Origin of the sequence: Streptomyces prunicolor, from assembly GCF_045162825.1 — a bacterium.
GTDB classification, from domain to species: domain Bacteria; phylum Actinomycetota; class Actinomycetes; order Streptomycetales; family Streptomycetaceae; genus Streptomyces; species Streptomyces prunicolor.
In genome coordinates this window covers 93,184-116,140 of the sequence record NZ_CP108676.1, presented here as the reverse complement: position 1 = coordinate 116,140, position 22,957 = coordinate 93,184, and the positions used below count along the sequence as shown (strand labels likewise).

21 protein-coding genes and 1 riboswitch are annotated in these 22,957 nt (G+C 70.7%); of the genes, 13 read left to right on the top strand and 8 right to left on the bottom strand.

What is annotated here, in order from left to right:
- Positions 1-10: 10 nt before the first annotated feature.
- Together OG588_RS00465 and OG588_RS00460 are read left to right on the top strand one after the other, a co-directional pair.
- Positions 11-1,657, top strand: coding sequence for a hypothetical protein (locus tag OG588_RS00465; protein ID WP_405945498.1), 1,647 nt, complete (start codon positions 11-13; stop codon positions 1,655-1,657).
- Entirely contained in the window at positions 1,621-2,121 is a 501-nt protein-coding gene (locus OG588_RS00460; RefSeq protein WP_405945497.1) for a class I SAM-dependent methyltransferase, read from the top strand. The genes OG588_RS00465 and OG588_RS00460 overlap by 37 nt, the downstream gene beginning before the upstream one ends.
- Positions 2,122-2,156: 35 nt before the next feature.
- Here the strand turns inward: OG588_RS00460 and OG588_RS00455 are convergent, their stop codons facing one another.
- Positions 2,157-2,963 (bottom strand): class I SAM-dependent methyltransferase, encoded by an 807-nt coding sequence (locus tag OG588_RS00455; RefSeq protein ID WP_405945496.1) that lies wholly within the window; start codon positions 2,961-2,963, stop codon positions 2,157-2,159.
- A 175-nt stretch (positions 2,964-3,138) separates the two neighbouring features.
- On the opposite strand from OG588_RS00455, the gene OG588_RS00450 reads away from it, so the two are divergent.
- Positions 3,139-3,555, top strand: coding sequence for an ankyrin repeat domain-containing protein (locus OG588_RS00450; protein WP_405945495.1), 417 nt, complete (start codon positions 3,139-3,141; stop codon positions 3,553-3,555).
- Between the two features lie 256 nt (positions 3,556-3,811).
- A complete protein-coding gene (locus tag OG588_RS00445) occupies positions 3,812-6,118 on the top strand; it encodes an FUSC family protein (RefSeq protein ID WP_405945494.1) in 2,307 nt (768 codons plus the stop codon).
- Here OG588_RS00445 and OG588_RS00440 read toward each other — a convergent pair.
- A complete protein-coding gene (locus OG588_RS00440) occupies positions 6,106-6,699 on the bottom strand; it encodes an NADPH-dependent FMN reductase (protein ID WP_405945493.1) in 594 nt (197 codons plus the stop codon). The two genes, OG588_RS00445 and OG588_RS00440, sit on opposite strands and share 13 nt — an antisense overlap.
- Before the next feature lie 112 nt (positions 6,700-6,811).
- On the opposite strand from OG588_RS00440, the gene OG588_RS00435 reads away from it, so the two are divergent.
- From OG588_RS00435 to OG588_RS00420, 4 genes are all read left to right on the top strand, one after another.
- A complete protein-coding gene (locus OG588_RS00435; RefSeq protein WP_405945492.1) occupies positions 6,812-7,648 on the top strand; it encodes a helix-turn-helix domain-containing protein in 837 nt (278 codons plus the stop codon).
- A gap of 101 nt (positions 7,649-7,749) precedes the next feature.
- On the top strand, positions 7,750-7,896 hold the full coding sequence (locus tag OG588_RS00430; RefSeq protein ID WP_266878816.1) for a hypothetical protein: 147 nt from the start codon (positions 7,750-7,752) through the stop codon (positions 7,894-7,896).
- A gap of 37 nt (positions 7,897-7,933) precedes the next feature.
- Positions 7,934-8,389 carry an ATP-binding protein gene (locus OG588_RS00425; RefSeq protein ID WP_405945491.1) on the top strand — a complete coding sequence of 152 codons (456 nt, stop codon included), beginning with the start codon at positions 7,934-7,936 and terminating at the stop codon, positions 8,387-8,389.
- Positions 8,390-8,436: 47 nt separating this feature from the next.
- Complete coding sequence (locus OG588_RS00420) at positions 8,437-8,697, top strand: hypothetical protein (RefSeq protein WP_405945490.1); 261 nt, start codon at positions 8,437-8,439, stop codon at positions 8,695-8,697.
- A 187-nt stretch (positions 8,698-8,884) separates the two neighbouring features.
- On the opposite strand, the gene OG588_RS00415 is transcribed toward OG588_RS00420, so the two are convergent.
- The 6 genes from OG588_RS00415 to OG588_RS00390 all read right to left on the bottom strand — a co-directional run bounded on the left by OG588_RS00415 (position 8,885) and on the right by OG588_RS00390 (position 15,734).
- Positions 8,885-10,624, bottom strand: coding sequence for a dipeptide ABC transporter ATP-binding protein (locus tag OG588_RS00415; protein ID WP_405945489.1), 1,740 nt, complete (start codon positions 10,622-10,624; stop codon positions 8,885-8,887).
- Positions 10,606-11,538, bottom strand: a complete 933-nt coding sequence (locus OG588_RS00410) for an ABC transporter permease (protein ID WP_405945488.1) — start codon at positions 11,536-11,538, stop codon at positions 10,606-10,608. The genes OG588_RS00415 and OG588_RS00410 overlap by 19 nt, the downstream gene beginning before the upstream one ends.
- Entirely contained in the window at positions 11,535-12,494 is a 960-nt protein-coding gene (locus OG588_RS00405; protein WP_405945487.1) for an ABC transporter permease, read from the bottom strand. The genes OG588_RS00410 and OG588_RS00405 overlap by 4 nt, the downstream gene beginning before the upstream one ends.
- A gap of 3 nt (positions 12,495-12,497) precedes the next feature.
- Entirely contained in the window at positions 12,498-14,120 is a 1,623-nt protein-coding gene (locus tag OG588_RS00400) for an ABC transporter substrate-binding protein (RefSeq protein WP_405945486.1), read from the bottom strand.
- A 282-nt stretch (positions 14,121-14,402) separates the two neighbouring features.
- Positions 14,403-14,537 carry a putative leader peptide gene (locus tag OG588_RS00395; protein WP_405945485.1) on the bottom strand — a complete coding sequence of 45 codons (135 nt, stop codon included), beginning with the start codon at positions 14,535-14,537 and terminating at the stop codon, positions 14,403-14,405.
- 34 nt (positions 14,538-14,571) lie between these two features.
- Positions 14,572-14,685: riboswitch (SAM riboswitch) on the bottom strand.
- Positions 14,686-14,831: 146 nt separating this feature from the next.
- Positions 14,832-15,734 carry a LysR family transcriptional regulator gene (locus OG588_RS00390; RefSeq protein ID WP_405945484.1) on the bottom strand — a complete coding sequence of 301 codons (903 nt, stop codon included), beginning with the start codon at positions 15,732-15,734 and terminating at the stop codon, positions 14,832-14,834.
- 176 nt (positions 15,735-15,910) lie between these two features.
- Here OG588_RS00390 and OG588_RS00385 point away from each other — a divergent pair, with 176 nt between their 5' ends.
- The 5 genes from OG588_RS00385 to OG588_RS00365 all read left to right on the top strand — a co-directional run bounded on the left by OG588_RS00385 (position 15,911) and on the right by OG588_RS00365 (position 22,895).
- Positions 15,911-16,849, top strand: coding sequence for a family 2A encapsulin nanocompartment shell protein (locus tag OG588_RS00385; protein ID WP_019063644.1), 939 nt, complete (start codon positions 15,911-15,913; stop codon positions 16,847-16,849).
- Between the two features lie 2 nt (positions 16,850-16,851).
- Entirely contained in the window at positions 16,852-18,855 is a 2,004-nt protein-coding gene (locus OG588_RS00380) for a family 2A encapsulin nanocompartment cargo protein cysteine desulfurase (protein WP_405945483.1), read from the top strand.
- 524 nt (positions 18,856-19,379) lie between these two features.
- Entirely contained in the window at positions 19,380-21,128 is a 1,749-nt protein-coding gene (locus OG588_RS00375) for a diacylglycerol kinase family protein (RefSeq protein WP_405945482.1), read from the top strand.
- Positions 21,129-22,082: a YihY/virulence factor BrkB family protein gene (locus tag OG588_RS00370; RefSeq protein ID WP_405945481.1), complete on the top strand. Its 954-nt coding sequence runs from the start codon at positions 21,129-21,131 to the stop codon at positions 22,080-22,082. It begins immediately after the preceding gene.
- 3 nt (positions 22,083-22,085) lie between these two features.
- Positions 22,086-22,895: a phosphatase PAP2 family protein gene (locus OG588_RS00365; protein WP_405945480.1), complete on the top strand. Its 810-nt coding sequence runs from the start codon at positions 22,086-22,088 to the stop codon at positions 22,893-22,895.
- Positions 22,896-22,957: the final 62 nt, after the last annotated feature.

Below are 22,957 nucleotides of genomic sequence, written 5' to 3'. Positions count from 1 at the left end.
GGTTGACCGCATGACGTCCCTCAGTCATCCGCGACTCTCCGGGCTGGCGCGCAACCCGGCCGCTCCCCAGGACGTCCTGGTCCGCCTGGCCGCGCACCCGGCCGGCCGGCACGGCCTGTCCCTGCGCGGCGGGCAGTTGGCGGACGCCGTGGCGGAGGCGCTGCTGGCACATGACGGCGCGGGCGTGGCGATGAAGCTGCGCGAGGACTGGATCTCCCCGCAGATGCGCCGCAGGATCGCCGAGCATCCGGATCCGGCGATCCGTGACGGACGCACGGACTTCGTCCGTCTCATGGTGGACCTTGAGGAAGCGGTCGGCATCGCGTTGCTGGAGGAGGTCCACGGCAGGCCTCGAACGGCGCTTGCCGACGCGCGGGATCCTCGGCTCCGAGCCGCGGTCGCGCGAGCCTGGCACGAGCGCCCGATGACGGTCCAGGCTGCACTGCTCGCCGACCCCGACCCGCAGGTCCGGACAGCCGCCACCGTACGGCCTCAACCGGGCGTCCCGCCGGAATGGACGGCCCGATGTCTCGCCGACCCGGCCGTGCGAGCCAACGTGGCACGCTATGTCCCGCTCACACCGGACCAGTTCGCGGAGTTGATGCGGACCGAGGACGAGCGCGTTCGTCAGGCCGTAGCCGGGAACCCGCACCTGTCCGCAGAGATGGTCGCCCGTCTCCTGGACGTCGACGACCCGAGCGTGCGTGTGGCGGTCGCGCAGAGCCGTCACGTGGACACCGAGACCCGGGACCGGCTGTACGCGCTCGTGGAAGCCGAACGCGAGGCCGGAGGCGTTGCGGCCCAAGTGGCACTGGACTGGAGCTCCACCGAACCGAGTTGGCTGCGTGCTGCGCCCCTCGACGAGCGGCTGACCTGTCTGGACTGCCGCCGGCCGGTGTTCCGACGCGTCCTGGCGTCCTGCCGCGACCTGCCCGAGGAGGCATGGCGCCGGTTGGACGACGACCCGGACCTCGGCGTCCGCCGCACCGCGGCACGCCGCCCGGACACACCACCGGAAGTCCTGGAGCGCCTCGTACGCACCCACGGCGACGCGTTCCACATCCGGCCACCGCTCGTCGAACACCCCAACTTCCCGCGCCACACGCTCCGTTCATTCGCCACCGAGCCGGACCCGCACGTCCGCCACGTCGCCCTGCGGGACCCCGAGCTACCGGTGGCAGCCCTCCACCAACTCGCCGCCGCGCCAGAGCCGTTCCTCCGCCGCGGCGTCGCCCGCCATCCCCGGGCCACGGACGCCCTGCTGACCCAACTCCTTGCCGACCCGACCCCTGATGTCGCGGACGACGCCGCCGCGAACTCCCGTACTGTCGCGCACTCGGATGTACGGAATTCTGAGCGAGGGCGACGTATGACGCGTGAGGGTGTACGGCGCGAGGCCCATGGGGACGCTCCCAACCAGCACGCTTCTCAGGGTGATGGAAGGGAGCGGTCGTGCGGCCACGGTCACATGGGTATCTGTCCGACCCGAACAGTCAGATCCCCTACTGGGATGCCGCCGCGGCGACAAAGACGTTCACCCACCCACTCCACCTGCCCTGGCTGCGCGGGATCAGCAGGCACGCCGCGATTCTCGACTACGGATGCGGCTACGGGCGGACCATGGCGGAACTCGAACGGCACGGTTTCACCAACCTGACGGGCGCCGACACCTCACCGGAAATGATCAGACGGGCCCAACACCTGCACCCCACAAGGCACTTCACCACGCTCGACACACCGCCGACATGGCCCACCCCGCACGCTGAATTCGACGCGATACTGCTCTTCGCCGTGCTGACCTGCATCCCCGGCGACGAGTCCCAACGCCGTCTGATCGCCGAACTGAACCGCATCCTCAAGCCGGGCGGCTTCCTCTACATCAGCGACTTTCTCCTGCAGGACGACGAACGCAACCGCGACCGCTACGACAACTACGCCGCCCTCTACGACAGTTATGGCGTGTTCGAGACCGACGACGGCGCCGTCTGCCGTCACCACTCCCGGGAATGGCTCACCACGCTGCTCGCCGGCTTCGAAACCATCAGTACCCGAACCATCCCGGTGACCACCATGAACGGCAATGAGTCACTGGGGATCCAAATCCTCCTTGAGGCTCGTTGAGGTTCTTGAGGAGCCTTGGTCAACTGCCATGAGAATCAGGCTTCGGCGTCCGCCTGGACCTGTCCCACGAGCATGGTCACCCGCACGTCCTCGGTGAACGGTTCCCCGGTGGGGAGTGCCTGCCGGATACGTTCGGCAAGGGCGTCGCGCTCGTCCGGACCGGGCAACCGATCGGCGGAAATCGCAGAGCAGACCCCGCCGAACAGCTGGTCGAAGCTGAGCTCACCGCGGTACTCGACGGCCATTTCCCGCACACCGTCGAAGCCTGCCGACCGAAGCGCCTCGGCATACCTCAGCCGATCACGGCTGCTGGTGCCGCAGGTCGCTGTGAGCGGGGTGCCCATCGAGTCTTCGAGGCAACCGCGCAGAGCCCGGGACCAGGGACTGTCCTGCAACCACAACGGCGTGCCGTTGGAGATCACCGCGATGCCCCCGCCCGGACGCAGGAGCGGTGCCGCGGCGTGGAAGAGCTCAGCGTGCCGCATCCAGTGGAGCGCCTGGCCGACGACCATCAGCGCCGACGACCGCTCTCCCAACAGCCCGCCCAGCGCCGGGAGATCGGTATCGGCACCGAGCACCCAGGTCACGTTCCGAACCCCCTGGGCCTCCGCCGCGTGCCGGGCCAGCCGCAACATGTCCGGCTCCGGATCCACCCCGACCACCGCACGAACCCGGGAAGCGAGGGGAAGAGCGAGCTGGCCGGTGCCACACCCCACGTCGAGCACGACATCGGCGTGAGAAAGCCCGAAGGCGTCCCCCAATACGTCGAAGACCTGAGGAGGGTACCCACGCCGGAACTCCGCGTAGTACTCGGCCACAGCACCGCTGAATCCCACTGTCATGGACCCACTGTGCCCGGCGCTCGCCGTACCGGACACAGTGCGCACAGGGCGATCGCTCTCCGCGGAACCGAGTGGGACGGCACACGGTCCGATGGGGCTCCCCTTACCGGCGTACGAGTTGAAGTGCGGCGGATATGACTGGCTCCGCCTCGTGGCTCAACCCTAATCTCGGCCCATGAACCGGCGGCGGCAGAAGAAGCTCTCCAGACGTCTCTTCCGAGCAATACAGGGAGGTGACACGGCCGCTGTAACTGCGCTACTGCGAGCCGGAGTTGACCCAGACCGAGCCGACAGCGAGGGCACCACACCTCTCTACGCGGCTGCGGTGAACGGCGAGGCCGTGATCGCAGGGCTGCTCCTGGCGGCCGGTGCCGCCCCCGACACCGAGAGCAGCGGAATCGGCGCGGAGGGAACACCGTTGTGCGCGGCCGCGTGTTGGGGGCACACCGAGACGGTGCGCGAACTGCTGGCCCACGGCGCCGATCCGGACGTACGGGAGGACCACGGCACGGGCTGGTCGCCCTTGGACTGGGCGAGCAAGGGTCCGTATCCCGAGACAGTCGCGCTCCTCACCGCGGCGGGGGCTTGTTGACCGTGGGGCTGCCCGGGATCGTGACCGTGACGGTCGCGACCTCGCGGTAGGTGCGGCGGCGCCGGTCCCGACGCCGGGGGCTTAGGAGCTGTCGTCGAGCCGTGACCCACCTGCACCAGTCCAAGATCCGGCGCCGGACCCGGCCCCGCCCCCGTCCGTCCCCGGCGCCCGGCGCAGTGTGGGGGCGCCGTGAATGCCGGATACTCGGGAACAGCGGGGCATGTGGGTGCTGTGCCGACAGGAGGTGCGCGAGCGTATGGCCGTACCTTGGCGCGACCTGCCCGGGGGGATCCCCGCCTGGTTGCGCGACCATGATCCGGGACTCGTGGCGACCCGCCGGGCCGCGCGCACCGCGCTGGTGATGCCCGCGCTGTTCGCCCTGTGCAGCCAGGTGCTGCATTCCGCGACGATGGCGACCTACGCGGCGTTCGGTTCGTTCTCGATGCTTCTGTTGGTGGAGTTCACCGGCCCCATGGTCCAGCGGCTGCGGGCGCACGTGGGGCTGGCCGTGGCCTGGGCGGTGCTCATCTGCCTCGGCACGCTGGTGGCCCGGACGACCTGGCTCGCGGTCGCCGTCATGGTCGTGGTTGGCTTCCTGGTGCTCTTCTCCGGTGTCGTCAGCTCCGTCCTCGCGGGCGCGACGACCGCACTGCTGCTGGCCTTCATCCTCCCGGTGACCTCGCCCGCCCCGCTGTCCCAACTGCCCGAACGGCTCGCCGGCGCGGGCCTCGCGGCGGCCGCCGCCATGCTCGCGATCTCGCTGCTGTGGCCCCGGCCCGCCGCGGACCCGCTCAGCGCACCCGCCGCCCGGGTCTGCCGCGCGGCCGCGGAGCAACTGCGTACCGACGCCTCGTGGCTGGCCGGCGGGCCGGACGCGGCCACCACCCGGCAGTGCGCGGTCACCGCAGGTCAGGCTGCCGCTGCGGCGGCGGACCTCCGTGCCGCCTTCGACGCCACCCTCTACCGGCCCACAGGTCTGTCCGCCGGATCCCGCGCCCTGGTCCGGCTGGTCGACGAACTGACCTGGCTGAGCGCCATCGTGGCCGACAGCGGCCCGCCGCTGGAGGACCGCGGGGCCTGTGACGCCGACGCGCACGCCGTACGGCGCGCGGCGGCCACGGCCCTGGACGAGGCGGCCGACATGCTCGAGGCGCCGCGCAACGCGCCCGACGCCCTCCGGGCCGCCCTCGGGTACCTGCGTACGGCCATGGACGGCATGGAGGTCCGTGCCACCCACCGACTGCCCGTGCACCGGCCGAAACCCGGCACGGAGTCGGAGGTCCGGGCCTTCATCGAGACCCTCGACCTGTCGTTCCGCGCCCAGGAACTGGGGTACGCCACCCTCCAGATCGCCGGCAACGTGGACCTGGCCGCGGCCGCCGAGCGCCGCAGCTGGCCCGAGCGGTTGCTGGGCACGGAACCCGGCGCGCTGACACAGCCGCTGGGATCCGCGATCGAGCGTGCCGCCGCACACCTGGAGCCGCGCTCGGTCTGGCTGCACAACAGTCTCCGGGGTGCGCTCGGCCTCGGCATCGCGGTGGCCCTGGCGAACGTGACCAGTGTCCAGCACTCGTTCTGGATCCTGCTGGGAACCCTGTCGGTGCTGCGTTCCAACGCACTCAACACCGGGCAGAACGCGCTCCGGGCCCTGGGCGGCACGCTCGTCGGTTCGCTGATCGGGACCGGGCTGCTCCAGCTCATCGGGCACCACAGCACCGTCCTCTGGTTCCTGCTGCCCGTCGCCGTGCTCATCGCGGGCATCGCGCCCGCCGCCATCTCGTTCGCGGCGGGCCAGGCGGCCTTCACCGTCACCCTGGTCATCCTGTTCAACATCGGCCAGGACCCCGACTGGCACATCGTGCTGCTGCGGATCGAGGACATCGCCCTCGGCTGCGGGGTGAGCGTCCTGGTGGGCCTGTTCTTCTGGCCGCGCGGCGCGGCGGCAGCCGTGGAGCAGGCACTGTCGGCGGCGTACACCGAGAGTGCCCGCTACCTCGCCGACGCGGTGGAGTACGCGGCCAGTCGCTGCAGCATCGGCTGCATCCCGACCGACGCCCCGGTGGAAGCGGGGCGGCAGGCGGCCGCCGCGGCCCGCCGGCTCGACGACGCCTTCCGCAGCTACCTCGCCGAACGCGGCGCCAAGCCGGTACGGCTGTCCGACATGACCACCCTGGTCACCGGGATCGTAGGGCTGCGCCTGGCCTCGGACGCGGTACTGGAACTCTGGCAGCGCAACGGCGGTGAGGAACCGATGGAACCCGACCGTTCCGAGGCCCGGCTCACCCTGCTCGACACCGTCGGCCGGCTCGCCGACTGGTACCGCGAGCTGGCCGTCGGCCTCGGCCGGCACACCGCCGTGCCCGCTCCGCTCTCCCGCGACCCGGAGGAGGAGGCACGCCTGGTCCACTCCCTCCGCCGTGACCTGCGCGGCGACGACGGACACGCCACGGCGACAGCCGTCCGGATCATCTGGACCGCCGACCACCTCAACGCGGCCCGCCGCCTCCAACCCGGCCTGGCCGCCGCGGCGAAGCCGAGCGAACCGGCCACTCACCCCGGGTAGGGAACGGCGTCACGCGCCGACCGGAGTGCCACCGCCCACCAGGCCAGCTGGTCGAGCACTGTGCGGGCGTAGACAGGGGCCTCGGGATCGAGCGGACGGCCGTCCTGCCACGCCGTGAAGTAGTTCGGGAAGGAGAGGCCGTCGCGGATCGTCACCGCGTGGAGTTCGGTCAGCACGTTCTCCAAATGCAGTACCGCGTGCCGGCCGCCCGCGGCACCGCCGTAGCTGACGAAGGCGACGGGCTTGGCCGCCCACTGGGTGAAGTGCCAGTCGATGGCCGCCTTCAACGACGCGGGATAGCTGTGGTTGTACTCCGGCGTGACCACGATGAAGGCGTCGGCGCTCGTCAGGGCCGACGTCAGCGCGGCCATCCCGGCCGGGCGGGGGTAGTCGTCGCCGGCGTACTTCGGCGAAGCGGCGGGCAGCGACAACGGGATGTCGACGGCGGCCAGATCGACGACTTCGACGTCGAAAACGCCGTGCGGGCCGACCTGTTCCTCGACCCACGAGGCCACCACCGGGCCGAATCGCCCTTCACGCGTGCTTCCGACGATGATCACCAGCTGAGGTCTGTTCTCCATGCCGACCACGATCGGACCGCACGGGACCAGCAGCCAGACCGTGCTCAGGCCGGCCCCCGCAGGGCCACGCTGAGCACTCCGCGGCCGGCGGTCGGCGTCGTAAGCTCACGGCATGGGTTCGCCGTTGGGGGATTTCATCCGGACCACACGAGACAGCATCCAGCCGCAGTCACTGGGACTGCCCGATCACGGCCGCCGCCGGTCACCGGGGCTACGGCGCTCGGACCTCGCCGCGCGGGCCGGCATCAGCGTCGAGTACCTGACCCGCATCGAGCAGGGCCGCGACCGCAACCCCTCGGTGGCGGTGGTGAACGCGCTCGCCGACGCGCTCAGCCTCAACTCCTCGGAGCGCGACCACCTGCGCTACCTCACGAAGATCACCGGCGGTGCGTGCCCCACGCACACGCGCCCCGCGCCGCCGCGCCGCGAGGTCCGTCCGTCGGTCCTGGAGACGCTCCGCCTTCTGGAACCGGGCATCGCCATGGTCACCAACCGGCTGGGCGATGTCCTCGCCCACACCAGCGGCTACGAGTTGGTGACGCGCGGAACCGGACTGCTCGACACGGACACACCGAACCTCACGCGCTACGTCTTCACCGACCCCCGCGCGCGCACGTTCTTCACGGACTGGGACGCCGTCGCGGACGAGCAGGCCTTCGACCTGTGGCTCGGACCGTCCGTGGAGAACTCCGAGTGGTTCACCACGGAACTCGCCCGCGTCGCCGGCCCCGACTTCACCCGTCGGCTGAACCGGCACGTGGTTCCCCGACGCGGGGCACTCCGCCTCAGCCACCCGTCCGGGTACGAACTCCGACTGCTCCGCGAAACCCTCGAACTCCCCTCGGAAGCACAGCAGTTGATCGTCCTCCTCCCTGCCGACGACAGCACGGCACAGGCCCTCGACCGACTCCGCCGCGGGTCCCACGGGCGGCTCCGGGTCATCTCCTGACACCCCTTCGCGCCCCGCAAGTACCAGGTGACAGGGCTGAGTCGGCGGGAGCGGGGTAGTCGGGACAGTGATGAACGCGGTGCTTTGAGGAGAGGAACGTCATGTCGGGCGTAATGGAGCGCATCAAGCGGTTCGCCAGGAGCCCCCAGGGGCGACGCACAGTGGAACAGGTACGCCGAGCCGCTGCCGACCCACGCCGCCAGGCCCAGGCCCGGCGCCTGTTGGGCAAACTCCGCGGCCGCCGCTGAGTACACCTGGTGAGCGGCACCCGTCACCCAAGGAGGAATGATCGCTGTGGAAGGTTCGTCGCTCCGGGCAGTCGGCTGGGCCCGCACGCTTCCGTTGAACAGCGAGGTGAAATCGGCCCGGGACTGGGCGCGCAAACATCTTGAGGGGCTGCACTGGACCACCACCGCTCCGGAAACGGTGGACGCCGTACTGCTCACCGTCTCCGAGCTGGTGACCAACGCGCACCGGCACGCCCACAGCAGCGCCCAGTTGGTGATGACGTGCGACGACCACTGTCTGCACGTCACCGTGCACGACAAGTCCGGCGACCTGCCCACGCCCCGCGAGGCCACTACGGATCGTCTCGGCGGACGGGGCATGCTCCTCGTGGACGCGGTGGCGGATACCTGGGAGTCGCATCCCTGCCGTGACGGCAAGTCGGTCAGCGCCTGTTTCCACGCCCCCGACGCGGGGTCGCGGGCGGCTGACCCGTCGGCGCCGCCGCAGGACTGACGAGCCTGCGCCGTTGAAGCGCTGCCCGGCGGCGAACGGCGCACGTCGTGCAGGATCTGTCCGTACTCCTCGCGCAGGAACTCGTACGGCGGTTCAAGTGGCAGCTCCGGCACAGCCGACACCACCAGGTGAGCCGCGAGTTGATCCAGGATCTGCTCGGCCGTGTCGACGACGTCGGGGGCGAACAGGATCCGCACAGCAGGGTGAGGCCGTGCTCGCCGGCCCGACGGGCCGAGCGCAGGCTGCCGCCGCTGTACCAAATACGGTCCACCAGACCGGGGTTGTGCGACGTCAGCCGTGGCCGCTGAGAGCCGGCCGCGGCGAGGAACACGGCGGCCGAACCCACACCGTGTTCGAGGTGCCGCTGCCGGATTCTGGCCCCGCCGTAGCCCAATTCCTCGCCATACGCGAAGAGTTCGAGGATCTCCTCCAGGTCGGTGTACGGGTCGTCGTCGGCGAGGTTGCCCGGGGTGAGGAAGGTGAGGGAGGCGATGGTCATGCGGTCCGCGTCCTCAGGTCGTGGTCGTCCCGGCGGCCGGGAATCGCCGCGAGCAGCTCGCGGGTGTAGTCGTGGCGGGGGTGCGTGAAGAGGTCCTCGGGGGCACCCGTCTCGACGACACGGCCCGCCCGCATGACGGCCACCTGGTGCGCGATCTGGCGTACGACGGCCAGGTCGTGCGAGATGAACAGGTACGCCACTCCTGTGTCGGCCTGCAACTCGGCCAGCAGGTCCAGGACTTGGGCCTGGACGGAGACGTCGAGCGCGGACACCGGCTCGTCGCAGACGACCAGGTCCGGAGAGAGTGCGAGGGCACGGGCGATCGCGACGCGCTGGCGCTGCCCGCCCGAGAGTTCCACCGGACGGCGCTCCAGCGTCGACGCGGGCAGCGCGACCCGGTCGAGCAGGTCGCGGGCGCGTGCCAGGCGGGAGGCGCGGTCACCGACCTTGAAGGCGCGCAGCGGTTCGGTGATCACCTCGCCGACGGAGAAGCGGGGGTCGAGCGAGGCGTACGGGTTCTGGTAGACGAGTTGCGCGCGTCGGCGCAGCTGTCTGGCCTGCGTGCCGCGGGCGGTCGTGACGTCCTCCCCGTCGAAGAGGATGTGCCCCGCGGTCGCGTCGGTCAGGCGGAGCACCAGGCGGGCGCTGGTGGACTTGCCCGAGCCGGACTCGCCGACCAGCGCGAGGGTCTGCCCCCGGTGGAGGGTGAAGCTGACGTCGTCCACCGCGCGCAGTGTCCGGGATCCGCCGCCCGCGCGGGGGAGCCGGAACTCCTTGACCGCGCCCCGTACTTCGACCAGCGGTGTCGACCCGGTCTTTGCGGGCGTGGCGACCGGGGTACGCGGTCGCGCGGTGGTCAGGCTCGGTGCGCTCGCCAACAGCCTTCGTGTGTAGGCGTGTTGGGGGTCGGTGAGGATGTCCCGGGTCGGACCTGCCTCGACGACCTGGCCCTGCGACATGACGACCAGGTGCTGGGCCCGGTCGGCGGCGACGCCGAGATCGTGGGTCACCAGCAGGATCGCCGTCCCCAACTCCTCGGTGAGGTGCTGGAGATGGTCGAGGATGACGCGTTGCACGGTGACGTCGAGTGCGCTGGTCGGCTCGTCGGCGATGATCAGCTTCGGGCGGGCGGCGAGGGCGATGGCGATCAGGGCCCGTTGCCGCATTCCGCCGGAGAGTTCGTGCGGGTACTGGCGTGCGCGGGTGGCCGCGTCGGGCAGCCCGGCCCGGTCCAGGATGCCGATCGCCTCCGCCGGTGCGGAGCGGCGGGTCGCGAGACCGTGGATGCGCAGCACTTCGGCGACCTGTTCGCCGACACGTTTGACCGGGTTGAGCGACACGGACGGGTCCTGGGGCACCAGGCCGATCTGCGCGCCGCGCACGGTGCGCAGTTCCGCCTCGGTCAGCGTGGTGAGGTCGTGGCGTCCGAAGCGGATCGTGCCGGAGTCGATATGGGCGTTCGGTGCCAGGAGCCGGGTGACGGCATGCGCGGTGGTGCTCTTGCCGGACCCCGACTCGCCCACCACCGCGGTCACTTCGCCCGGCCGCACGTCGAGGTCGACGTCCCGCACCGCCCGCACGGTGCCGCCGCGCGTGCGGTACGACACGGAGAGGCCGCGTATCTCCAGCGCGGCGCCCTGCTCGGGGTGGACCGGCTCGGTGCTCGGTGTCGTACTCAACTCGTCGTCCGTTCCAGGCGTGTTCGTCGGGGTGCCGGTCATCGCTGCCTGGACCATTCGCCGTCCAGTGCCCGTGCGATGCGGTTGGTGGCCAGCACGGTCGCGGCGATCGCCAGCCCGGGCAGTGCGGTCAACCACCATGCGTTCGCGAGGTAGTTGCGGCCGTCGGAGATCAGCGTGCCCCACTCCGGCGCCGGTGGCGGGGCGCCGTAGCCGAGGAAGCTCAGGGCCGAGACGGCCAGGATCGCGGAGCCGAAGTCGAGGGTGGCCAGGACGATCACCGGGCCCGCGGCGTTGGGCAGTACGTGCCGGCCCAGCACCGCGTACCAGCGGGTTCCACATGCGCGCGACGCCTCGACGAAGACCGCCTGGCGCACCCGCAACACCTCGGCCCGGGTCACCCGGGCGAAGCTCGCGACGCTGGCGATGCCGACCGCGACCGCCACCTTCACCGTGCCGTAGCCCAACGCGGTGACCAGGGCCAGGGACAGGAACAGCGCGGGGATCGACAGCAGTACGTCGACGAAGCGCATCAGCACGTCGTCGACCCAGCGGCCGACGAAACCGGCGACCAGACCGATCAGACTGCCGACCACGAACGCGACCGCCACCGCGATCAGCGTTGCCTTCAGGGAGAGTTGGGCGCCGTGGACCACGCGGGAGAACACGTCACGGCCCAGTTCGTCGGTGCCGAACCAGTGCGCGCCGCTCGGGCCGCGGAAGTTCTGCGACGGCACCCCCGCCAGCGGATCGCGCGAGGTGAACAACCCTGGCCAGAAAGAGGCCAGCACCACCAGAACGACGAGGAGGACCGACAGCAGCAGGCCCGGGCGGCGCACCAGGAACCGCAGGATGCGCCGCACGTCGACGCGGTGTGCCGACCCGGGGCCGGAGCCGGAGCCGGGCTCGACCGGTCGGGCGAGGCCGAGCGCGGCGGCTGCGGCGGTGTCCTCGACCAGATCCCGGCTCATACGGCGACCGCCTTCCGGCCCGAGGCCACCACGATCCGCGGGTCCAGCAGCGGATACACGAGATCGACGACCAGGTTCGTCACCACGAAGATCAGCGCCCCGAACACCACCACGCCCTGGACGAGCGGGATGTCCTGGGCCGTGACCGCGGCGGCTGTCACCCGGCCGAGACCGTCACGCGAGAACACCGTCTCGACGACCACCGAACCGGCGATCAACTGCCCGACCAGCAGGCCTACGACCGTCAGCGCCGGCAGCGACGCGTTGCGCAGCGCGTGCCGCAGATGGATTCGCCAACGGCCGGCGCCCTTGGCACGGGCGGTCTCCACATAGGCCTGATCCAGCGCGGTGAGCAGGCTCTTGGCGAGAACCTGAGCGACCTGCGCACCGGTGGGGACCGCCAGTGTCACCGCCGGCAGGATCAGTCCGCGCAGCCCGTCGTTGCCGAAGGCCGGAAACCAGTGCAGGCGGAACGAGAAGCTCTCGACGAGCAGCAGACCCACCCAGAACGTCGGCACCGACACCCCCAACGGCGGCAACGACAGCAGCAGTTGGCGCAGCCAGCGGCGCGAGGTGTAGGTCGCCAGGACCGCCAGACCGCCGCCGAGGAACACCGCGAGCAGCAGCGCGGCACCGGTCAACTGCAGGGTTTGGGGTAGCGCGTCGGCGAGCGTCGAGGACACCGGCCGACCGGTGGAGACCGAGTCGCCGAAGTCCCCGCGCACCGCCTTGCCGAGGTAGTCGGCGTACTGCACCAGGACCGGCTTGTCGAAGCCGTACTCGTGGCGCAGCGCGGCGAGTTGTGCCGGATCGACCTGACCGGAGTCCATTCCGGCACCGGCCATCGCCGTGACCGGATCACCGGGCAGGAAGTCGAGCACCAGGAAGGACACCGTGTAGGCCGCCCACAGCACCCCGACCGCCTGGGCGAGCCGTTTGATCACATAGCGGCGCATGCGTCAGCCGATCCAGGTGTCGTGCAGCTGGATCCGGCTGGAGGCGTCGAAGTTCAGTCCGTGCACCTTGTTCGACACGCCGATCTGGGTCTGGAGCTCCACCACCGGTGCGTAGTAGGCGTTCCGCACGATCAACTGCTGAGCCTGCTCGACGAGTTGCTTGCGCTTGGCGGCGTCGGTGGTCGCCGCCTGCCCGGTCAGCGCGGTGTCCAGCGCGGTCACGGGAACGCGGTAGAAGTTGGCGAGTCTGGTGGAGAAGGAGTTGCGCAGGATGTCCGGGTCGGCACGGGTGATGTTCCCCCACGCCGCGTCGTAATCGCCCGACTGCAGTGTCGGGGCGAGCTGGGTGACCTGGAGCTGCTTGAGCGTCAGGCCGACGCCCACCGCCTTGAGTTGCTGCTGGATCAGCTCCAACGCGGGCTGGTTGGTGGCCGAGTTGGGTATCCAGTCGACGGCCAGGGTCAGCTTCTTGCCGTCCTTGGTGCGGATGCCGTCGTCGCCGGTCTTCCAACCGGCCGCTTCCAGAAGGGACTTGGCCTTGGCCGCGTCGGTCGTCAGGTCCGAGGAGAGGTCCGCGTAGTCGGGTGTGGTGTGCGCCAGGACGCTGGTCGCGGGCTGGGTCCCGGTCGGAAACACGGTATCGGCGATCTGCCCCCGGTCGATGGCGAACCCGATGGCCTGCCGCACTCGGGCGTCCTTCAGGGCGGGCCGCGCGTTGTTGAAGGCCAGTCCGAACACCACGCCGGGGTTGGCCCGCCGCTGAAGGGTGACCTGGCCGCCGTTCAGCGCCGCCTCGTTGGCCTTGCCGACGCTGCTGATCGCGTTCACCTGCCCGGACTGGAGACTGCCGGCCCGCACACCCGCCTCGGGCACGACCTTGAAGACGACCTTGTCCAGGTAGGCCTCGCCGCTCTTGTGCCACAGCGAGGAACCCCAGGCGTACCCGGTGCGCTTGGCGAGCGTGATCGACTGGTTCTGCACGTACTGCTTCAGCGTGAAGGGCCCGGAGCCGACCACTCCCTGGCTGCACTTCTGCTGCGGGCTCTTCTTCACGCTCGCCGACGACTCGATGCCCAGCGAGTGGGTCGAAGTGGCTTGCAGGAACTGGGCGTTGGGCTGCTTGAAGGTCACCTTGACGGTGAGCGGGTCGATCACGGTCGTGCTCGTGACGCCGCTGAGATAGCCCTCGGCGAGGGTGCCCAGCGCACCCAGCTTCGGCACCGCGTCGAAGTTGTCCTTGACCACCTGGGCGGTCAGCTTCGATCCGTCGCTGAAGGTGACACCCGATCTGAGACGGAAGGTGAACGCCGTCGCGTCGGAGCTGATGTCCCAGCTCTTCGCGAGCCACGGCACGATCTTGCCGGTCTCGGGGTCCTGGTCGGTGAGGGAGTCCACGATCTGCCGCACCGAGTAGATGGTGTCGTTGCTGGCCACCTGCTGCGGGTCCACACACCCGGCGTCGGAGCCCACCGCGAAGGTCAGGGTGCCACCGGACTTCGCCGGTCCACCGCCGCTGCCCGAGCCGCCGCCGCTGCCGGATCCGCAGGCGGTGAGCAGGACGCTGGTGGTCAGGAGGGCGGCCAGCGCCGCCGATCGGTTGGGCCGGATGTCCGGATGTGCTCTCACGGAGGGTGCTCCTACTCGTGTCACTACGCGGGTGATGCCCTGCGGCGCATGGCCGCGCGCGGGTGTGCGGCCCCGGTCGGCGCTATGGCGACAACGGGACGGCGGGGTTCAGGGGTGGGGCGAGAGGGGGAGAGGGAAGGGGGAGATGCGGGGCGGCCGCGGAACAGGTCCGTGGGCGTACGTACGGACGAGACCGCGAGAGGCTGCGGGCGAACGCCTGCCGGCCGCGACGGACGTCAGACAGACGTCAGACGGACGTGGTCAGAGCGGGCCGGACAGTGGTCAGGCGTGACACAGGCAGCTGGTGAAGCGCTGCAGGTCGATGTGGCGGCGGCGGGAGAGGCGGGAGAACACCGTCGCGGCCGTCAGGGAAACAGGGGAAGCGGTCGAGGCACGCTGGTCACTGCCGTGTCGCATGACCGTCCTCCACATCTCCGTCCCCGGTCACGGGGTTCCGCGCTTGCAGAGATCGTCGGTGACCCTGCCGGGCTTTCACCTGGAGCACCCCACCGCGTCGGAGGGTTGCCGGTCAGCAAGCCAGGGCTTCACGCTGACACTCGATGCCGATCGTGATCGTACGGAGCGGCGTCGTCGTACGTCAATGGTGGGTCGGAAGGCTCGCCAACTCCACGGCGGGCCATGCCTGTTGCCCTTGTCCGCAGCCGCAACAGGGTGTTCGCGGTCACGGCCGGTCCGTTCCTGCGTGTGTCGTCAGGACGGCCACTCCGGTTCGGCGAGGGTCGCGGTGAGGGCGTCGAGGAGTACTTGGGCGGGTTGGGACGCGGGCGGTTTGCCGTGGACGGCGGCCACGACCTGTCTGCGCATGCCGTCGATGCGGTGGAGCCTGACCCCGGGGTGCCTGTTGGCGAGGAGAGTGAGTCCCGGCAGCAGGCTCACGCCGAGTCCGGCCGCGACGAGCGCCTGTACGGCGACGTAGTCGTCGGTCTCGAACTCGACGATCGGCGAGAACCCGGCGCGCCCGCAGGCCGCGACGAGATGCTCGCGGCAGCGTTCGCACCCGGCGATCCAGCGCGTGTCGGCATAGGTGGCCAGGTCGGTCCGTGCTCCGTCCCAGGAGCGGTCCGCCGGTGTGACCACGTACAACGGTTCGTCGAGGAGCGGTGTCATCGTGGTGTCGCGGCGATCGCGCTGGGGCGGGTCGCCGTGCTCGAAGATCAGCGCCACGTCGACGTCGTTCTCGCGCAGGGCGTTGAGCGCGTCCGGAGGCTCCGCCTCCCGCAAGGTCAGCTCGATGCCGGGATACCGGTCCAGGACGCGGGCGGCGGCGAGCGGCACCAGGGTGGCCAACGCCGAGGGAAAGGCGGCCAGTCGGACCCGGCCGGTGCGCAGCCCGGCCAGCTCGTCCAGTTCGGCGTGCACCGACTCCACCTGCGCGAGGATCGACTCGGCGCGGTCCACCAGCAGCCGGCCGGCCTCCGTGAGCCGGATACCGCGCCCCATCCGCTGCAACAGCGGCATGCCGACCTCGGCTTCGAGCTTGGCGAGTTGATGGCTCACCGACGGCTGCGCGTAGTGCAGTGCCTCGGCGGCTGCCGTGATCGAACCCTCGCGGGCGACGGCGACCAATACGCGCAACCGACTCAAGTCGATCATTCGCGAATCATAGACCGCGTCGATGACAGCCTCGAAAACACGCATTGGACCATTACCGGACCTACTGCGACGGTGAATCGATAGTGGGTGCGAGAGATCGCGGCCGCATGTCCTCGCGTCGGCGATCTCACCCCGTCACGCGTGCCCGGCCCCCGGGCGCGGAAAGGAGATGCCGCATGACCACGGTTGTGAATCCACCGTCGCGATCGATGTCGGTGAGCGACAGCGCGGCGCGGACCCTCGCGAACGCCACCAAGACCGTTCCCCAGATGAGCTCCATCACGCCTCGCTGGCTGGTGCATCTGATGTCCTGGGTCCCGGTCGAGGCCGGCATCTACCGGGTGAACAAGGTCGTTCACCCCGAGTCGGTGCGCATCGAATGCGACAACTACGACGAGTCGCCGCTGCCGGACACCTTCGTCGACTACGCACGGGAACCCCGGGAGTACCGGCTCAAGGCCGTCCAGACGGTCCTTGACCTCCACACCCGGATCTCCGACCTGTACTCCAGCCCGCACAACCAGACCGCGCAGCAACTGCGGCTGACCATCGAGGCGGTGAAGGAGCATCAGGAGGGCGAGCTGATCAACAGCCCGGAGTACGGGATGCTGGCCAGCACGGCGGACACGCAGCGGATCTCCACGATGACCGGGCCGCCGACGCCGGACGACCTGGACGCCCTCATCACCAAGGTGTGGAAGCAGCCGGCCTTCTTCCTCACCCACCCCGAGGGGATCGCCGCGTTCGGCCGGGAATGCACCCGGCGAGGTGTACCGCCGGCCACGGTGAGCATGTTCGGCTCGCAGTTCCTGACCTGGCGCGGCCTGCCGATCGTCCCGTCGGACAAGGTCCCGCTGGAGAACGGGAAGACGAAGTTCATCCTGCTGCGCACCGGCGAGTCGCGCCAGGGCGTGGTGGGCCTGTTCCAGCCCGGGCTCTCGGGGGAGCAGGGGATGGGGTTGTCGGTGCGCTTCATGCAGATCGACCGCAGTGCCATCGCCTCGTACCTGATCTCCCTGTACTGCTCGCTCGCGGTACTCACCGAGGACGCCCTCGCCGTGCTGGACGACGTCGAGGTGGACAAGTTCCATGACTACGCGCCGAGTTACCGGTAGCCATGACCACGCCCCCGACCACCGGTAACGAAACCGCCCCCGCGTGGCTGCCGGACGAGGAGACGCTGAGCCGAATGGCCGGGGAGTTCTTCCGAGCACTCCCCGGGCAACCGGCGGACACGGAGGCCGCCCCGGTCCTCGACGGCCCGACACAGTGGCCGACGCCGACGGGGCTGCCGATCGCGGCATCCTCGTCTTCGGCGCCGACGGGCACACCTGCCGCGGACCCGTCGGCCCCGGTTCCGGCGGCTGTGCCGACCGCGGAGACCAGTCCGCCGGTCTCCGCAGGCCTGCCGACGGCAGCACCCTTTGCGCCGGTGTCAACCGCCACGCCCGCCGCGAACCCGTCCCCTCCGGTGCCGACCGGTCTGCCGTCCATGGATCCGCCGCCTCCGGCACCGACCGCGGGGATGAGCCCGCCGTCCGGACCGCCACCGACCAGCGCCGCGGCAACCCACATGGCGAGCCCCCCTACGGCGGGTCCGCCCGGCGGCGCCGGCTCCGTCCCGGAGCCACCGACCCCGACCGTGCCCCCGGGACCGCCGTCCACCCCGCCGTCGACCGCACCGGCCCGACTCCCGGACCCCGGGCCGTACTACTTCCTCTCGGAGGCACCCGGCTACCCCGCTCTGGCGCCGGAACTCCCCGGCTTCGGGCACCTGGGGCTGCCGCCCCTCTCCGAGCCGGTGTCACCGACGGCGACGACCGGGCCGTACTACTTCGTCCAGGAACCCGACGTGTCCGGCGCGCCGTCGGGACTACAGCTCGACCACCACCCGGCCTTCGACGTGCACGCGGTTCGCCGGGATTTCCCGATCCTGTCCGAACTGGTCAACGGCCGTCCGCTGATCTGGCTGGACAACGCCGCGACCACGCAGAAGCCGCAGGCGGTGATCGACCGGCTGGTCGAGTTCTACACACGGGAGAACTCCAACATCCACCGGGCGGCGCACGAGTTGGCCGCCCGGGCGACGGACGCCTACGAGGGCGCCAGGAAGACCGTCGCGCGGTTCGTCGGGGCGGGTTCCGCCGAGGAGATCGTGTTCGTCCGGGGCACCACCGAGGCGATCAACCTGGTCGCCAAGGCGTGGGGCCCCGCGCACATCCGCGCGGGCGACGAGATCGTGCTCTCCCATCTGGAGCACCACGCCAACATCGTGCCCTGGCAGATGCTGGCGGAACAGACCGGTGCGGTGATCAAGGTGATCCCGGTCGACGACAGCGGCCAGTTGCTGCTCGACGAGTACACCGCGCTCCTGTCGGACCGGACGAAGCTGGTGGCCGTCACCCAGATGTCCAACGCGCTCGGCACCGTCGTGCCGGTCGAGCAGATCATCGCGATCGGACACCGGGCAGGCGCACGCGTCCTGGTCGACGCCGCGCAGTCGGTCCCGCACCTGCCGATCGATGTCAGGGCGCTGGACGCGGACTTCCTGGTCTTCTCCGGGCACAAGCTGTTCGGGCCGACCGGGATCGGGGTGCTCTACGCCAAACGGGAGGTTCTCGAGGACATGCCCCCGTGGGAGGGCGGCGGCAACATGATCACCGACGTGACGTTCGAGAAGTCCAGTTTCCAGGCGCCGCCGGGCCGCTTCGAGGCCGGCACCGGCAACATCGCCGACGCGGTGGGCCTGGCCGCGGCCATCGACTACATCGAGCGCATCGGCCTGCCGAACATCGCCGCCTACGAGCACACCCTGCTCGAACACGCCACAGAGGGCCTGCGCCGCGTGCCCGGGCTGCGGTTGGTCGGCACGGCCCCGAACAAGGCGAGCATCGTGTCGTTCGTCCTGGACGGCTACGAGCCGGCCGAGGTGGGCACCGCGCTCAACGAGGAGGGCATCGCGGTGCGTTCGGGCCACCACTGCGCACAGCCGATCCTGCGCCGGTACGGGCTGGAGGCCACCGTGCGGCCGTCGTTCGCCTTCTACAACACGCACGGGGAGGTGGACACGCTGATCACGGCGGTCCACCGCCTGGCGGACCGACGGGGAGGACGCCGCTAGTTCGGACGTGCCCCCTGCTACCGATGCGACGGAGACCTGTCCTGGGTCTCCGTCGCACCGGCGCGATGCCGGCCGGTCCATCGTCCGGCGGGTCGTTTCTTCCCTGGAGCCTCCAGACCGCCGTGTCGACCGAGTCCAACTCGGGCTTCCTCCCGTACCAGTTGGGGTCAGGGACCGCCGTGATGGTCCGGGCCGTCTTGTCGTACGAGGAGGTTCGCCTGCGCCACGGGCACGCGACGGCCGATCGTCACCCGGCACTCCTGTCCGCCGTACCCCTGCCGGATCCGGTACGAGAGCGGGAACGGCGGCGGTCGCTTCACCCACAGCTGGGGGAGGGGAGCGGAAACGGTGTGACCTACTGCGGTCCCGGAGGATCACCTTCCCCGCATGCTCGGAGCGTGGGATCGCGGGTTCCCACGTGAGGAGGTGTCTGCGTCCCGGCTTCGGGGGCAGACGGCGATGGATCGGGTGCGAACGGCACCCGGCCGTGGACCGCCGCGAGGCGCCGACCCGTGGGAGCCCCGATGTCGACCGCCGGGCCGGGAAGAGCAGCAGGAGCGACCGGGGACGAACCTGCGGCGGTCCGGCCGAGCCGGTCGCCTGTTCTGCCCCGCGGTACCGGCGGTACCGCGGCGCGCATCGGCGTACTGACCGTCTGTCAGGCCGCCCTGATCGTGGGCTTCGGGCTCCTGATCACGGGCCCGGCCCGGAACATATGGCCGCTGACGGTCGAGGACCAGGTCGACGAGGGGCTCGAGCGGATCCGTACGGGCCCGCTTACCGCCTTGTCGTACCTCGGCTCGGAGGCGGGCAACACCCTCACGGTGATTGCCGTCACCCTGCTGAGCTGCGTGGCCCTGCTGCTCGTGCCCCGGCTGCCGATGTGGCGTCAGGCGGTGTTCCTCGCTGTCGCCGTCTCGCTCCAGGCACTGGTGTTCCTGGCCGTCACCGAGTCGGTGGACCGGACCCGCCCGCAGGTGCACCGCCTCGACGCCTCCCCGCCCACGTCCAGTTACACCTCCGGCCACACCGGCGCGGCCACCGCGCTCTACGCCGGACTCGCGGTCCTCGTGCTGTCCCGGGTGCGCAGGCCGTGGCGGTGGCCGCTGGCCGGGTTGCTTTTCCTGGTGCCGCTGGCCGTCGGCGTCTCCCGCCTCTACCGGGGCATGCACCACCCCACGGACGTGATCGGCGGTATGGCCAACGGCGCCCTGTCCCTGCTGATCGTCGGCCGTGCCCTGTTCACCGACGGGTCAGTGGTCGCCGTTCCCGCGCAGCGGACCGGGCATGCCGACACAACCGCGCGGGCCGAGGAGCGCGAGCCCGGCAGCACCGCCGTGATCTTCAACCCCACGGTGACCGACGCGGCGGCCCGCGAGAAACTGCGGCGGATCCTGGAACAACACGGCCACCGCGCACCGGAGTTCATCGAGACCGCCGCCGACGACCCCGGCACCGGCCAGGCGGCCGGGGCGGTCCGTGACGGAGCGGAACTGGTCGTGGTCTGCGGCGGCGACGGAACCGTGCGGGCGGCCGCCGACGCCCTGGCCGGCAGTGGCGTACCGCTCGTCGTGGTGCCCTGCGGCACCGGCAACCTGCTGGCCCGCAACCTCGGCCTGCCGCTCACCCCCACCACCGCGCTCGACACCGCCCTGTCCGGCACCCCGCACCACATCGACCTCGGCCGCATCGAGGGCGACGGCCTCGCCCCCACCCACTTCACCGCGATGTCCGGGGCCGGGCTCGACGCCGCGATGCTGGAACACACCGACGACCGCGCCAAGTCCGCCGTCGGCTGGCTCGCCTACGTACTCGCCACCGTCGGCACCCTGCGCACACCCCGGATGCGGCTGACGGTCCGGCTCGACGACGCGCCGGTCCTGCACCGTACGGCCCGCATGGTGCTCCTCGCCAACGTCGGCACCGTACAAGGCGGTCTGACGCTTCTCCCGGCGGCCCGGCCCGACGACGGCCTGCTCGACCTGCTGATCCTGGACCCGCGCGGCCCCGGCGGCTGGCTGCGTGCCCTGGGCATCCTGATGCGCGGGCGCGGGCGGAACACACGGCCCACGACCGTGGAGACGCTCGTCCCCGAGGGCACCGGCACGAAGGGCGTGCCGGTGGAGTTCCGCACCTTCCGGCGGGCCGAACTCACCTTCGCCGTACCGCAGTCGCGTGAACTCGACGGGGACCCGGTGTCCCACGGCCGGCGTCTCACCGCCGAGGTCCGACCCGGCGCGCTGACTGTGCTGCTGCCCACCCGGGAGAAGTGAATGGGCACCGCCACCAAGGTCCCCGAGACCCGCGACATGACCGGCGACGACCTCTCGGCCGACGAGGCCCTGGCGTCGCTGCGCCGTTACGGCCGCTGGCCGCTGCTGCGCGACTCCTTCGTCCGGTTCCGCTACGCCGACGGCTTCAGCCATTCCCGCGCGCTCGCCCTGCAGACGGTGCTGGCGGTGATCCCGCTGGCCATCGCCTTCGTCGGCCTCTCCACGGCGCTGCACACGGAGAACATCGGCCGACTCGCCGAACTGACCATCCACCGGATCGCGCAGGGGCCCAGCGCCGACGTCGTCGACGACGCACTGGACCGAAGCCGCCACAGCGCGGGCGACGGTGACGAGATCGCCCTCTGGTTCGGCCTGCTCTTCTCCCTGGTCAACGTCACCACCGCGATGTGCCAGATCGAACGCGGGGCCAACCGGATCTACGGCAACGAACGCGACCGCCCCTTCCACCAGAAGTACCTGCGCGGGCTCGTGATGTCGCTGAGCGCCGGGATCCCGCTCGGACTCGGGTTCGTCGTGATGGTGGCCGGCGGCGACCTGGCCGCCGCGGCGGCGACGGTCTACCACCTCGACGGCGATGCCAGGACCGCCTGCGAGATCCTGCGCTGGCCCTTCGGCCTGCTGCTCGCCCTCCTCTCGGCCAGCGCGATCTTCCGCCGTTCCCCCCGCCGCCGCCAGCCCGGCTACACCTGGCTGGCCTTCGGCGCCGCCGTCTACCTCGTCCTGTGGACGGCCCTGACCTGGCTGCTGAGCCTGTACCTGGACATCAGCGGATCCTTCGACACGGTCTACGGCCCGCTCAGCGCCTTCATGTCCCTGCTGCTCTGGGCCTACCTGACCTCCATCGCCCTCTTCCTGGGCTTGTCCTTCGCCGCGCAGTTGGAGGCGGCGCGGGCGCTGCGGCCCGGTCCGATCACCGCCGACCCGGGAGTGTGAAGAGTGGTTCGCGCCGCGGCCCAGCGCCTTCGTGACCTCCGTCGTCGGACGGCCGACCGCAGATTCGGCATCCACCTGTTCGCTTCGGCCGCCGTCGCCGCCACAGCTGCCGTCCCCTTCGGACTGCTGCTCGTCCTGGTCGAGGGGCACTGGCAGCCGCTGCGCCGTCTCGACGCGGGCGCGGCACGGAGGTTGAACGAGGCCGCCCTCGAACACCCGGCGTGGACAAGCACGTTGAGGTTCCTGTCCGACCGGGTGTGGGACCCGGTCACCCTGCGGACGGCCGTAGCGCTGCTGACCGTATGGCTGTTGTACCGCCGGGCCTGGCGTCTGGCCGCCTGGTCCGCCGCGACGGCCACGGCCGGTGGGCTCATCGGGCTGCTGGTCAAAATCGTGGTCGAGCGGGCCCGACCGTCCCTCGAGGACCCGGTCGCGCACGCGCCGGGTTTCTCCTTCCCCTCGGGACACGCGATGACCGCGACCATCTCGTTCGCCATCTTCCTGTTGGTCCTGCTTCCCCTGGTGCCGCGTGCTCTGCGGGCGTTGTGCTGGGGCGTCGCGATCGTGTCCGTACTCGGCGTGGGGTTCACCCGGATCGCCCTCGGCGTCCACTGGTTCAGCGACGTCGTGGGCGGCTGGCTCCTGGGCCTCGCCGTCGTGGCCCTCACCACCTGGGCCTTCGAGGCCTGGCGCGCCGACGTGGGCCGTCGACCCGCCGGCTTGAGCGAAGGCCTGGAGCCCGAACTCACCGGCGCCCACCCCGAACCCGGCCCCTCCGTCCGGAACCATCACGGCGGATCCGTACGAGACTGACAACCGGGTCCGAGAGATCCCGGAATCATGCCTCGACCGCCGTGGCGTGGACGGCACGACAG